Source organism: Varibaculum timonense (assembly GCF_027694345.1).
In the GTDB taxonomy this organism is placed as follows: Bacteria; Actinomycetota; Actinomycetes; order Actinomycetales; family Actinomycetaceae; genus Varibaculum; species Varibaculum timonense_A.
Window position 1 is genome coordinate 279,251 of the sequence record NZ_JAQEVU010000001.1, and the last position, 12,444, is coordinate 291,694.

The following is a 12,444-nucleotide window of genomic DNA, read 5'->3' on the forward strand; positions in this document are numbered from 1 at the left end:
GACTAGGTATTGTAGTTCACAGACTGCTTGTCTAATATTATTTCTAATTCCGTCACCAACAAGGGATTACGTATGAGCTATGACATTAAGCCTTGGCGAGAAGGTACCCTCGCCGAAAATCTAGCCAGCGCCGGGGTTAGCCGACGTGATTTCGTGAAGTATTGTGCTGGTCTAGCCGCTATTTTCGCGGTTGGAACTCCCGAAATGGCACACGCAGCTCCAGCACAAAAAGCCGCCGAGGAGCTGGCCGATAAACTGGGGGCAATCACTAAACCTAATGTGGTTTGGCTGCAGCTTCAAGAATGCACCGGTTGTATGGAATCCACCCTGCGCAGTGGGGGAACTACTGTGGAAGAGGTGGTGCTAAACCTGTTGTCCGTGAACTATAACGAACTGGTGATGGCGGCAGCTGGGGAAGCGGCAGAAAAAGCGCTGGAAGAAACTAATGCCCGCGAACATATCCTGGTGGTAAATGGTTCTATTCCTACCAAGGATGGCGGAATCTACTGCACTATCGGTGGAAAATCGGCTGAACAAGTCTTGCAGGAATCTGCCAAGAACGCCACTATGATTTTGGCTGTTGGCGCCTGTGCCGTATATGGATCTGTCCAAGCCGCTAAACCTAATCCCACCGGTGCGGTAGGCGTCGATGAAATTATTAAAGATAAACAGGTAATTAATGTTTCGGGTTGCCCCCCAATCGGTGAGGTAATCACCGCATCTTTAACCTATATCTTGACTCACGGTAAGGCTCCCGAAGTTGATTCTGAGGGTCGTCCGCTATTTGCATATGGTCAGAGGATTCACGATTCCTGCCCGCGTCGTCCTCATTTCGATGCCGGCCAATTCGTGCGCACATTCGATGATGCCGGGGCGCGTGAAGGCTGGTGCTTGTACGATGTGGGCTGTAAAGGGCCTTCAACTTTTAGTCCCTGCCCGATAGTGCAATGGAATCTGAAATCAGGGTGGCCAATTGGTGCAGGTCACCCCTGTATCGGTTGTACTGAACGAGATTTTTATGACCGGTTTACGCCTTTCTATGACAAGTTGCCAAATATCCCCGGTTTTGGGGTAGAAGCCACTGCCGAAAAGGTAGGTCTGGGTTTGACCGGGGCGGTAGCAGCTGGGGTGGCGGTACACGCGGGAATAACCGCTGCTAGAGCCGCAGCTGACCGCAAAGCTACCAAGAATTCTCCGATGGCAGCTTTCGGAGACAACGCAGTTGGGGGCGAAAATAACTCCCTAAACGAGGACGCTACTAGCGATAAACAGAACAGCGAGGCGAAGTAATGACCGAAAAAGTAGTCATCGATCCCCTAACCCGTATCGAGGGTCATCTGCGTATTGAGATTGAATCCGAGGGAAAAAAAATTAAGAAAGCCTGGAGTGAAACCACCCAGTTCCGCGGTCTTGAAACCATCGTTCAAAACCGTGATCCGCGTGATGTTTGGGCGTTTGTGCAGCGTATCTGCGGGGTTTGTACCTCCGTTCACGCTATTGCTTCCATTACCGCAGTAGAGGACGCAATAGGATCAGTTCTTCCCGATGATGCCCGCTTGATTCGCTCCCTGGTACTAGGGTCGCAAGAAATCCAAGACCATGTGATTCACTTCTACCACTTGCACGCCCTAGATTTTGTTAATGTTCCTAACGCGGCAAAAGCTGACCCGGCAAAAGCGGTCGAGTTTGCGAACTCTATTGGTTCAAAGTGGCGCGGAAACAACCTTAAACGTTTCACCGAAGTTAGAGATACCATCAAGAGCGTTCTTGACTCTGGTCAGCTATCGGTCTTTACCGGAGGATACTGGGATCACCCCGATTACCGGCTTCCTCCGGAAGCAGATTTGATGTGCGTGGCGCACTATCTAGATGCTTTAGAGTTCCAGCGATCCATGATTCGCATTAACACGGTGTTTGGAGGCAAGAATCCCCACCCGAATTTCCTGGTCGGGGGAATGGCCTGCTCAATTGATCCTAACTCTTCGGAATCCATTAACCAGGTACAATTAGATCAGGTGAAAACCTGGATTGATGAAATCGTAGAATTCGTAAATGACTGCTATTACCCAGACGTTTTGGCAGTTGCCGGGGTTTATAAAGACTATTTCGATATCGGGGCTACCCACGCGAACTATCTAGCGGTAGGTCTTGCTGGTGCCACCTTTGGGGGAGACCCCAACAAGTCCCGGGTCGATTCTCGACATAGCGCCATTAAACCTGGCGTGATTTTGAACGGGGATTTGAGCAAGGTTCATCCTTTTGATCCGCACAAGATTGAAGAGTTTGTAACCTCAGCCTGGTACGAGTATTCAGTGGGGGACAAGAAAGGTCTTACCCCTGATAAAGGGGAAACCACCGTTAAATATAACGGACCAAAGCCGCCATTTAAGTGGCTAGGTGATGACTTTGATGGTAAATATACCTGGTGTAAGGCTCCTCGCTATGACGGTAAACCGATGCAGGTCGGTCCGGTGGCGCGTTTGATGCTCGCCTATGCGCAAGGATTTGCGCCGGTTAAGAAGCTAGTGGAATCCGCCGCCTCTACCCTGGGAATTACCCCTGCTCAGATTAACTCGACGATGGGGCGCACCTTTGCCCGCGCTGCCGAGGCAGTAGTTTCTGCCAACTTACTGTTAGAGGATTACAACGCGCTGGTCGCCAATATTAAAGAAGGTAATATAGACGTTTTCGATGCCAGCAAATGGGAACCCTCCTCTTGGCCACAAACCGCTCAAGGTTACGCCTTTGTTGAGGTTGCGAGAGGTAACCTCTCCCACTGGGTCACTATCAAGGACGGTAAAGTTGCACGTTACCAGGCAGTGGTTCCCACCACCTGGTTAGCGGGAGGACGTGACGCTCAAGGAGTTACCGGTCCGTATGAAGAATCACTGATGGGCACGGGAAATCATCCCTTAGTAGACCCGAAGGCTCCTCTGGAACCGTTACGCACGATTCACTCTTACGATCCGTGTATGTCCTGCGCCGTGCACGTCCTCGACCCGGAGGGAAATCTTATTAGCGAGGCGGTGACTTCATGAGCTCCCAAAATACGCCCTCCCCAAAAACCAATCCGAACAGTGAAAACGCAAACTCTACCCTAGAGGGCGAACCGATAGAACCGGCAAAAACCGTCAGCACCGGGAATCAGGATAAAGAAATCCAATTCTTTGGTAATGAGAGCCATAAATCCAGTGGGATTGAGGTTGGGGGCGGTTTTAGCTGCTCTGACCTGTCGATGCGCCGCTTGCTGTTAATGGCAGCGGTTAGCCCTACTGGCAGCAGCGATCCGGTTGATATTGCCCTTAAAGAATCCCTGCGTTACCGCTTCAAACACGGGATTCCCAATAGCGAGATTCCCGCAGAAAACTTTGATCCCGCTCAAAACCGGCGTTACTCGTTGGCTCGGATTAACGATATGAAGCGCACCAAGACCGGTGAGTCCATGAACATCGTGATTGCTCGCGGTGACCTGGAATCGGTAATGAATGTGGCGAAACCAGAGCGGGCTTTGCGTACTCTGCTTCGTAAAAACGCACAGATGGCTGGCTCTAGGGGATACCGCTGCCTGGGGGTAGCTACCGCTAGGGTAGATGAAAATGGCGAATGTGGTCCTTTCCAAATGGAGGGATTTATCAATGTGCGACCGGTTGGTACCGGTTTGCAAGATGATGACCTTACCCCCACCACCGAGGATTGGGTAAGGCTGAGCGTTTGGTCTGTCGGTTTACGTTTCTTGCACTGGTTGAATGTATTTCTGATTGTGGTTATGTCGGTAACCGGTTATTACATTATGGATCCCTTTTTTGGAGATACTTTCTTTAGGGGCGTGGATATCGGCTATCTGATGGGCATAATGCGTTTTATTCACTTCGTCGCGGCTTTCACCTGGATAGCTATCGGTGCGGTACGGGTAGTTATCGCCTTTGTGTCCAAAGATCGCTACTTACGCTGGGAGACTTTCTGGCCGTTCAAGAAAAAAGAGGACTTGAAGTACCTGAAAGAAACTGTCGGGTTCTACCTGTTCTTGCGGAAAGAGGGGCCGCTATATGTGGCTCACAACCCGCTGCAGCAACTTACCTATACTTCGGTCTATGTTATAGGGGCTTTCCAAATGGGGATAGGGATGGCTCTTTACGCCCTCCCTTACAGGAACACCAGCCTTTTCTGGGCGATTATGGCAGCACCAAACGACTGGTTTGGGATACCATTCATGCGTCTAGTTCACGCCATGATTATGTTCCTATTCTGGGGTTTTGTAATTGCTCATATTTATTTGGCTTTCCGGGCTGATTCTCTTGAACGCCATGGAGGAGTCTCGGCAATGATTTCTGGAGGAGTGTGGATGCGTCGTACTTCTAAACCAGTTGATGCCCCCGAGCTGTAGCCGGAAAGATTCTAATGATTAAAGGTGAACAGTTACCCGCGTCCTCCCCGTCTGTTTCTTTGCGGAAACCGGCAGAGGGGGCCACTATAGCTGCAGCTGACCGCCCTCTACCGGATTTCTCCAGGGTGGACGGTAAGGGCTGGGCAGGAAGCCAATATACGGTTCTTGCAGTTGGTAACCCAATCATGGGTGATGATGGAATCGGGCTAGAGATTTTAAAGCAGTTGCGTAAACTGCTGAGCGTTCGCCCCAGTTGGCAAGAGGCGATTAGTCGAGGAGAACTAGCTCTTTTAGAGGGCGGAACGGGGGGAATGGAGCTGGTTCCCGTTGTTCAAGAATCCGAGAATTTACTGATATTGGATTCGGTAGCAGCCGGTGCAGGGCGTATTCCCGGTCAGGCGCTCCATTTGAGTGGGGATCATGTGCCGCGCTTGCTTTCGATGAAAATGTCTCCTCACCAGGTAGGTCTACTAGATATTCTCACTTCCGCCCGGCTTACGGGCAAAGAACCTCGCGTAATCGAAGTAGTAGGGGTAGTTAGTGAGGACGTCAATCTGCATTTGGGTTTAACCTCGGCAGCTAGCAGCGGGATTGAGCAGGCTACTGCTTATGCCGCCCAGATTCTTGACTCTTGGCTTTCCCCGTAGTTGTCTATTCCTTATCCCACTCAACCCAGGAGATATCAAACTCGCGACCATGGGTAAGGTTCGCGGTTGGGGTTTGGCATTTTGGACAAAGCAGGGCAAAGAACTCATCTATCTCGACTTCTCGCTGGCATTTTGGACAATAAACACTGGCTGGGATGGGATTAATTTCCAGTTCAGCGCTTTCGCAGATAGTTTGAGCCTTGGCTATGGGCCACGAGCCGTAAAGAGCCTGGGGGATAGCACCTGACATAGCCCCCACATTTAGCGAGACTTTTTTAACTCGGGTAACCTGATAATCAGCGTCAGCGGCTGCTTTTTCAACCGCCGCCACTACCGAAGTTAATAGCCCAAGTTCATGCATATATTCATTTTCTTGAGGAGATTCATGAAAATCAACCTTGACGAGATTATTGATCCCCTAGAAGGACGGGTAGTAGTTTCCAAAGACCGGCAAGGACAATCCCAGGCGCGTTTTGATTTGCAAGGACTTCCTCGCGTTGATGCAATGTTGGTGGGAAAATCTGCCCTGGAAGCGCTGAAAATGACCGAGCATTTGTGCGGGATTTGCCCGGTGGCACATCATTTGGCTGGTATGCGTGCCCTTGATGTGCTCAGCCAAAGCGAGCCGCTGTCCAAAGCGGCAGAACTTACTCGCCGTTTACTGCATTATGGTTCGATTGTGCAAACCCATTCGCTACGTTTCTTGATGCAAGATAGGGATGCGGGAATAGCGATTAGATTGGTAGCGAAAAAAATGCTGGTAGCAGCGGGTTCTCCCGGTCATTTCCCAGTTAGCGCCCTTCCCGGCGGGGTGCGTGCCTTGCCGGAACTGAAAGCTTTAAAAAACCTGGATGAAGCCCTGCCGGATGCAATTGAAGCCGCTGAAGAATTATGTGACCTGGCCTTTAGATTATCTAAGGAATCCCGCTTAGCTGATGCTTTTTCTGGCTCAGAGGTGGCATTGATTAACGAGGACGCAAACCCGGATGTTTTTGGTACTCGGGTTAGGGTGGTTCTCGAACAAAAAATCATTGACGAGTTTTCTTTCTCGAAATGGAATGAGCGTATCAGAGAGGAAAACCCGCACACTCCTGCTCCGCGTCCTTATCTGCGAGCATTGGGAGTAAATGAGGGGCGATACCGGGTAGGTCCAGTAAGCCAGCTCTCTATCGGTACTCTTCCTAGCCCTAAGGCAGCAGCGGCACAAGAACGCTGGCTGGCAGAAAGTCGCAACGCGCAACCTGCTCGGGCGATAATAACCTTACATCTTCTAGAAAGAACTACTGAGCTTGTTAAACAGCTATCGCGCCTGGTAGGGCAGGTAAATTCTGAGGAGCACACGGCAGGGCGGCAGGTGAAATTTAGCGGCGGACAAGCCAGCGGTCTGGTGGACGGGCCTAGAGGAATCTTGGCGCATACCTATGCCACTGATATGGAAGGAATGATTACTCAGGCAACTATCCTTACTCCCACTGCACAAAATGAGCCATGGCTTGCACAGTTATTAACCCAAGCCATTGCGCTTGACGGGGCACAAACCCAGGGGGCGCTGGAAGAATCTATTCGAGAAGCTGACCCCTGTCTGCCCCTCAGTTCCGCGCCCAGCGGTCAGATGGGGCTGAAAGTTGATAACGTTTAGAGGACGTGAGGGATTTTAGGGTTTAGAGAACTGGGAACTGTCTAGGGAAAGGAAGTAAGCCATGTGTGTGGGGGTTCCCTGCAAGATTCTATCGATAGAGCCGGGTCTAATGCCGATGGGACGAATCGATGTGGCGGGACAGGTTCAAGATGCCTGTATGGCATATGTTCCCGAAGCTAAGGTAGGGGACTATGTCCTGATTCAAAATGGTTTCGCAATGAATCTTTTAACCGCTGAGGAAGCCAAAGAATCGCTGGACACCTGGCGGGATTTGGGAATGATTTCTTAACCCAATTTCGGGTTTTTAGATTTAAAGTTACCGCGGTCACGATTAAGATGTCTGTTAGACTAAGTTCGAACTAGATAGATAATTAAAGGAGTCATTATGGCGTGTTTTATTGTTCCAACTGTGGAAGCAGCAGCGCTAACAGTTGCTAAGAAACATATCGCGAAGAAGGCAGAAGCTGGTGGCTCTACCGAAGGTGCTCAGCGTTCGCTAGATTTAGTTCGTAAGCTGACTTGGCTAACTAATCTTTTGTGGGGCGGAGCTGTACTGCTTGCTTTTGAGCATCTGTGGCACGGCGAAGTGATTCCTTTTTTCCCGTTCCTATCGGCACTGACTGAGCGTTCAACTGCCCAACAGATGCTCTTTGAAATGGGCACTGTGGGGGTCGGCATGGCGCTATTGGTTACCGTAGTTTGGGGCGTAGGTCTAGCCTTGATTCGTGCTACCGAGCGCCGCAACCGGGTTGCAACTGAAGCAAACGCAGCTTAAAGGAGCTTTCTCGTGACTTTACTAATAACTCTTTTTGCGGCAATCATCGCAACCGCGTGTTGGTATGCTCGTGCCCCTAAATCAAAAATGCGTCTAGACCTGCTGTGTTGGATGTACTGGGGAGCATCCCTAATGTGGATGGTTGATTTACTTGCGGAATATCTCGAAGCCGGCACAGAAGTTTTCACTCCTGCCCCTCTCGATATGCTGCATGATTCCTATCTCGGGCTATCCGTAGTGGCGCTGGGTGGCGTTATCTGGGTTGTCTACCTGATTGTGAAAGACCCCCGGGGAGTGCGCAGCCAAGTTCTTGCCCAGCAAGAATCGGCTATGCACAGCGATAGTGCCATAGAGGCGAAGGAATTAGCGGTTTCCCACTAACTGTTTTAGCAATTTTCCCAACAGGGATAGGGGAATACTTCCTAAATAGCTAAAGACTACATAACTGTGCGGGCAGATACTTGTTAAAAGTATCTGCCCGCGTTTAGTTATAACTGCTGTAGCTCATGAACGCGGGGGATGCCTGTTTCCTCCCACCCCTGATAATCTGGCTGAAAAGCTTGTATAGGCATTCGCTTTGATTAGATAGCTAGTAGCGCGGGGAATAACTTTTTCCTCCCGCCCAAGAATTCGGCAAACGTAGCGACGTTTTCCGAATTCTTATGCCCACCGCGCCCACTCGGATAAAAGTTATTCCCCGCGCCTTTATCTGGGTTCCTCATCGTCCCAGAGAGCGTTATTTGCGCTCGTTTAGCTATGCAGGGGAAACCGCAAGCAGACGAAAACCTTTTTTAGAAGCGAGGCGACGGGTAGGGAAGCCTTGCGTACACAGCCACTTTTGCATCGAATCTGCGCCCAGGTTCTTTCCCATCACCAAAATGGCTTCGGCGCCCGGTTTTAACAGTGGCAACCAGGTTAGCAGTAACTGTTGGAGGTGCTTTTTTCCAATCCTAACTGGGGGGTTTGACCAGATGAGGTCAAGTCCTCCGGCAGTTTTTACGGCTGTAAGAATCTTCTCGGGAGATTCCACCTGAACAGCTACTCCTGCCCGCCTAGCATTGGTTCGGGTAAGATCCCGGGCGCGCTCATTCACATCTACCGCCAAAACCTGTGCGGCGGGACTCAAAATCCCCAAGGAGATTGCCAGAGGTCCCCAGCCGCATCCTAAATCCAAAAAAGTCCCATTTTTAGGAGGTATAGGTGCGTTTGCCAATAAAATCTCGGTAGCTTTATCCAAGTGGCGGGACGAGAAAACCCCCGCCGCGCCCTCTAAAAGCAGTTCCCTACCCGCAAGCGATACTTTAATCCTATTGCGCTCACTCGGCGCAGCCACCTGTTTGTCCGTAAAATATTGTTCCATTACCTTAAGACTATTGGTTTTACGTAGATAATGTGTACACGCAATACTATCGGTCTTATGGCCTCACTGTTAAGCTAAGAAAAGAACTCAGATAAGACAATGAAAGCGGGAAAGGAAAACCGGGGAGAGCAGGGTGGAAACTGATATTAAGCAAATCGACACCGTGCTGAACCAATACATCACCGCTTATGCCCGTATTGACCCTTTCAAAGCTACCGAGTGGGGAATATCCGGCTACGATGCTATGCTCCCAGATTATTCACCTCCCGGTATCTCAGAACGCTACAACTTGCGTAAAGACACTTTGGCGCGCATAGCTAGGACACCAAAAGCTAGTCTCCGCGAGAAACAAGAGGCGCAAGGATTTACCCTTTATGCCCAAGCAGAACAAGAAAAGTTTGAAGCTGGTTTCCTAGAGTCCGAGATTAGTGGCACTAACTCGCCAATCCCGGTGATAGCAGAGGGTTTCAAACTCATGGACGTAACCACCGAGGTGGGAGTGGGGAATCTGACTAGGAGGTTTCTGGCGCTTCCCCAGGCGTTCACGGGATTAAAAACCACTATGCGCGAATCGAAGAATCGCGGATATGCTTTTCCCCAGGAAGTTTTGGAAAAGGTACTGGAACAAGCGTTGCTACTCGCTGACCCTGGTCATGATATTTATCAGGGAAAACGTAGCAAGATGGAACTGGCTCATCTTTCCCCAATGGGCAGGCGCGCTCTAGCACGCGCAAAAGCTACCGCGCAGGACGCATTCGCAGATATGGCTAGCTTCTTGAAACAAGAAATTATGTCAGCCTGCTCACCAATCGGTCCGGTAGATCCGCACTCCTATTTTATTTCCCTTAAAAGCGTAGGGGTGAGCGACCTTAACCCCAGTGAACTATATGCAGAGGCTAGTGCAGATTTAGTGCGTTTAGGTGCCCAACGTGACCAACTGTTAAGCAAATTGGGGGGAAATCGGGCGAATCGGCTATCTAGCCTAGAAATCTCTGACGGGTTCGAGGTATTGAACTGGGCGATAGAGGACGCGACCGATGCTTTTAGTCAGCAGGTTGATTCCCAGCTAGCGGCCTTAGCTAGCCCCGAGTACTTCCCCCTACGTTGGGAAAATGATCCGCATGGTGTCTTAATGCACCCGTACTATCCAACCGGGATTGGGTTGTCTCCCTCTTCGCGAGGCACGTCCCGCAAATGTGCGCTCACCCGTGCGCCTCATGCTGGTGTGGGCGGGGAAGATGTAACAGCTATTTGCGGTAACGCTTTCGATGCTTTCTGCGAAATTGATGATGCCTATTTTGTTCTGGCGGCTTTCGAGAAAGGAATCCCTGGAGCCCATCTGTATTCTCGGGTACGAGAAACCTATGGAAACAACCTGTTTACTCGGGTAGGAGCTAACCTGCCCGCCACAAACTTGGGTTGGAATCTTTTCGCCCTGGAAATGGCGCCAAAACTGTGGGAGATTCCCAGCGAAATTCAGCTGGAAATCATAGAACGTATTACTCGGTTCATAGCTTTAGCGTTAGCGGATTTACAGCTATATGGGCAGCAGGGGCAAGGAAAATCACTTTGGACACTTCATAAAGCCATCGCCTACCTTAGAGAAAAACCCGGAGGACCGTGGAATCAGCAGCTACTGCGACAGCGTTACCTGGGGATTCCCGCCTTGAGCATAGCTCCCTGGTATGGCTGGCGAAGGTGGCACGAAACCTATAATCAGTTCCAAAGAGCCGGTGGGAAAGGTTTTGCTGATTTTATGCGAACTATTTCTCCAACAGGAGCAGTACATTTTGAGGTTATCCGCAAAGCAGTCACCATGAAAAAAGAGGGATAAGACGATTTTAAGGTGTGTGGCGTAAGCTATCTTGAAATATCTCATTAACAAAATAATCAGCTTGAACCGTAAATCCTAGACAGACGCAATAGTCTTAGGTACTGCACCAGCTTGATAGTAGGGCATAAAATAGCAGATAGCAGTAATAACTAAGTATCATTAGGTTAATAATTTTGGTGTTTTGAAAGGTAAGAAATGAATATCCGCTCTCGGTTTATCTCTTTAGTAACTCTGCTATCAGCAGTTATCGCTATGGGGGGATTAAGCGCTTGTAGCTCCAATAATGCCGAAGAAAACGCAGTAAACCGGGTAACCATTAACGGGGAAGAACCTGCTCGTGGACTTATCCCCGCTGCCGCTGATGATGATGCCGGTATCAAAGTTATTGATTTGCTCTTTGCCGGTCTAGTTACCTACGACGAGCAGGGAAAAGTGGTAAATGATGTGGCGCGCGAGATTACAGATTCTCCTGACCATAAAACCTGGACAATCCAGATGAATACTGACCGCAAGTTTTCTAATGGTACTCCGGTGCTAGCTAAAAACTATGTGCGCGCCTGGAAAGCCTCTGCTGCGCAAAAACTGGGAGCCACCACCGCCTTTGAAGCAATTGAGGGAGCAGAGGAGGACGGTACCGGGAATCTGAGCGGGGTAATGGCCAACGATGATTACAAAATAACTATCAAATTGAAGCGAGCGGTAGCTGACTTTTCTAACCGTTTAGGAATCAACGGCTTTTATCCGCTCCCAGATTCAGCTTTTGATGACCAAGGAAAGATAAAGAAAGAGTTTGGGCAAAAACCAGTGGGGAATGGTCCGTACACTTTGGCTAAATGGGAGTCTTCCAGTCGAATACTACTAGATAAGTCCACCAGTTATCGCGGCCCGCGCCAAGCGGTAAATGACGGACTGGAACTAAAGATTTATGCAGATATTTCCGCTGCTTACCAAGATCTTCTTTCTGGAAATCTTGATGTGTTAGATCAGATTCCCGACGGAGAACTTCCCAACGTAAAAAAAGATTTAGGAAACCGAACTACTAACGCGGTTCAAGCCGGGATGCAGACTCTCGATATTGATTATCAGACGAAACATTTTTCTGGGGAAGAGGGAAAACTGCGGCGTCAAGCAATTTCGCAAGCAATTAACCGTGAACAAATAATAAAAAGCATTTTTTATGGCACTCGTAAGGCAGCCAGCGATTTTTTGCCACCACAAATTCTCGGACACATAGACAGTGGCGAGGCTACTAAGGTTTTGCAATATAACGAAGCTGCCGCGAAAAAAGCTTGGGAAGCCGCTGATGCAATCAGCCCTTGGCAAGGGGAGCTTAAAATCACCTACAATTCAAACCAATCTAACCAGCCCTGGGTGGATGCAGTTTGTAACCAGTTGTCGAATGCCCTGGGGATTAAAGCAGTCGGCGATCCTCAGCCGGATTTCAAGACCCTATTAGAAATGATGGATCAACATTCCTTTACCGGTCCCTTCCGGATGGGCTGGTCAATGGGGTATCCTTCCCCAAATAATCTCTTGGCAGGGCGCTATGTAAAGGGCGGTAATGGTAACAAAATGGGATATGACAATCCCGCGTATGCCGAACTTTTGACGAGGGCGCAGGCGGCAGATACAGCTAAAGAGGCTGGAAAACTCTATCAACAGGCACAAACTCTGCTGCTAGCGGATCTGCCTTCCATACCGCTATGGTCTCCCAGCTCAAACATCGGATTTAGTCAGAATGTGGGCAACGTGACCTCTGATTGGAAAGGTGCGGTAGCTTTCCATAAGGTTACTAAGAATTAATT

General features: G+C 49.7%; 12 protein-coding genes. 10 read left to right on the forward strand and 2 right to left on the reverse strand.

The genetic code is table 11. The features are described 5' to 3' along the window. Positions 1 to 72 precede the first annotated feature (72 nt). Genes PG728_RS01215 through PG728_RS01230 form a run of 4 tightly spaced genes read left to right on the forward strand, consistent with a single transcriptional unit; the run spans position 73 to position 5,031 of the window. Positions 73 to 1,290, forward strand: coding sequence for a hydrogenase small subunit (locus PG728_RS01215; protein WP_072509923.1), 1,218 nt, complete (start codon positions 73 to 75; stop codon positions 1,288 to 1,290). Beyond that, positions 1,290 to 3,038 (forward strand): nickel-dependent hydrogenase large subunit, encoded by a 1,749-nt coding sequence (locus PG728_RS01220; protein ID WP_072509922.1) that lies wholly within the window; start codon positions 1,290 to 1,292, stop codon positions 3,036 to 3,038. The genes PG728_RS01215 and PG728_RS01220 overlap by 1 nt, the downstream gene beginning before the upstream one ends. After that, the gene (cybH, locus tag PG728_RS01225; protein ID WP_270625269.1) at positions 3,035 to 4,384 is read left to right on the forward strand and encodes a Ni/Fe-hydrogenase, b-type cytochrome subunit; all 1,350 of its coding nucleotides are present in this window, start codon (positions 3,035 to 3,037) and stop codon (positions 4,382 to 4,384) included. Before PG728_RS01220 ends, cybH begins: the two co-directional genes overlap by 4 nt. A gap of 14 nt (positions 4,385 to 4,398) precedes the next feature. Further along, the gene (locus PG728_RS01230) at positions 4,399 to 5,031 is read left to right on the forward strand and encodes a hydrogenase maturation protease (RefSeq protein WP_270625270.1); all 633 of its coding nucleotides are present in this window, start codon (positions 4,399 to 4,401) and stop codon (positions 5,029 to 5,031) included. A gap of 4 nt (positions 5,032 to 5,035) precedes the next feature. On the opposite strand, the gene PG728_RS01235 is transcribed toward PG728_RS01230, so the two are convergent. Continuing rightward, positions 5,036 to 5,392: a hydrogenase maturation nickel metallochaperone HypA/HybF gene (locus PG728_RS01235; RefSeq protein WP_072509920.1), complete on the reverse strand. Its 357-nt coding sequence runs from the start codon at positions 5,390 to 5,392 to the stop codon at positions 5,036 to 5,038. Positions 5,393 to 5,416: 24 nt separating this feature from the next. On the opposite strand from PG728_RS01235, the gene PG728_RS01240 reads away from it, so the two are divergent. From PG728_RS01240 to PG728_RS01255, 4 genes are all read left to right on the forward strand, one after another. Next, positions 5,417 to 6,670 (forward strand): nickel-dependent hydrogenase large subunit, encoded by a 1,254-nt coding sequence (locus PG728_RS01240; protein WP_270625273.1) that lies wholly within the window; start codon positions 5,417 to 5,419, stop codon positions 6,668 to 6,670. Between the two features lie 61 nt (positions 6,671 to 6,731). Next, the gene (locus PG728_RS01245) at positions 6,732 to 6,959 is read left to right on the forward strand and encodes a HypC/HybG/HupF family hydrogenase formation chaperone (protein WP_072509918.1); all 228 of its coding nucleotides are present in this window, start codon (positions 6,732 to 6,734) and stop codon (positions 6,957 to 6,959) included. 96 nt (positions 6,960 to 7,055) lie between these two features. Then, positions 7,056 to 7,445: a hypothetical protein gene (locus tag PG728_RS01250; protein WP_270625274.1), complete on the forward strand. Its 390-nt coding sequence runs from the start codon at positions 7,056 to 7,058 to the stop codon at positions 7,443 to 7,445. Positions 7,446 to 7,457: 12 nt separating this feature from the next. Further along, positions 7,458 to 7,826, forward strand: coding sequence for a hypothetical protein (locus PG728_RS01255; protein ID WP_072509916.1), 369 nt, complete (start codon positions 7,458 to 7,460; stop codon positions 7,824 to 7,826). Between the two features lie 373 nt (positions 7,827 to 8,199). On the opposite strand, the gene PG728_RS01260 is transcribed toward PG728_RS01255, so the two are convergent. Next, positions 8,200 to 8,805 (reverse strand): class I SAM-dependent methyltransferase, encoded by a 606-nt coding sequence (locus tag PG728_RS01260; protein ID WP_072509915.1) that lies wholly within the window; start codon positions 8,803 to 8,805, stop codon positions 8,200 to 8,202. A 133-nt stretch (positions 8,806 to 8,938) separates the two neighbouring features. Between PG728_RS01260 and PG728_RS01265 the strand changes: the two genes are divergently transcribed. Further along, positions 8,939 to 10,639 (forward strand): DUF885 family protein, encoded by a 1,701-nt coding sequence (locus PG728_RS01265; RefSeq protein WP_270625275.1) that lies wholly within the window; start codon positions 8,939 to 8,941, stop codon positions 10,637 to 10,639. A gap of 195 nt (positions 10,640 to 10,834) precedes the next feature. Then, positions 10,835 to 12,442: a peptide ABC transporter substrate-binding protein gene (locus tag PG728_RS01270; RefSeq protein ID WP_072509913.1), complete on the forward strand. Its 1,608-nt coding sequence runs from the start codon at positions 10,835 to 10,837 to the stop codon at positions 12,440 to 12,442. Positions 12,443 to 12,444 lie beyond the last annotated feature (2 nt).

Coding starts and splice junctions, on each gene's coding strand:
- PG728_RS01215 (WP_072509923.1), top strand. CDS start 73: ATGAGCTATGACATTAAGCCTTGGCGAGAAGGTACCCTCGCCGAAAAT.
- PG728_RS01220 (WP_072509922.1), top strand. CDS start 1,290: ATGACCGAAAAAGTAGTCATCGATCCCCTAACCCGTATCGAGGGTCAT.
- cybH (WP_270625269.1), top strand. CDS start 3,035: ATGAGCTCCCAAAATACGCCCTCCCCAAAAACCAATCCGAACAGTGAA.
- PG728_RS01230 (WP_270625270.1), top strand. CDS start 4,399: ATGATTAAAGGTGAACAGTTACCCGCGTCCTCCCCGTCTGTTTCTTTG.
- PG728_RS01235 (WP_072509920.1), bottom strand. CDS start 5,392: ATGCATGAACTTGGGCTATTAACTTCGGTAGTGGCGGCGGTTGAAAAA.
- PG728_RS01240 (WP_270625273.1), top strand. CDS start 5,417: ATGAAAATCAACCTTGACGAGATTATTGATCCCCTAGAAGGACGGGTA.
- PG728_RS01245 (WP_072509918.1), top strand. CDS start 6,732: ATGTGTGTGGGGGTTCCCTGCAAGATTCTATCGATAGAGCCGGGTCTA.
- PG728_RS01250 (WP_270625274.1), top strand. CDS start 7,056: ATGGCGTGTTTTATTGTTCCAACTGTGGAAGCAGCAGCGCTAACAGTT.
- PG728_RS01260 (WP_072509915.1), bottom strand. CDS start 8,805: ATGGAACAATATTTTACGGACAAACAGGTGGCTGCGCCGAGTGAGCGC.
- PG728_RS01270 (WP_072509913.1), top strand. CDS start 10,835: ATGAATATCCGCTCTCGGTTTATCTCTTTAGTAACTCTGCTATCAGCA.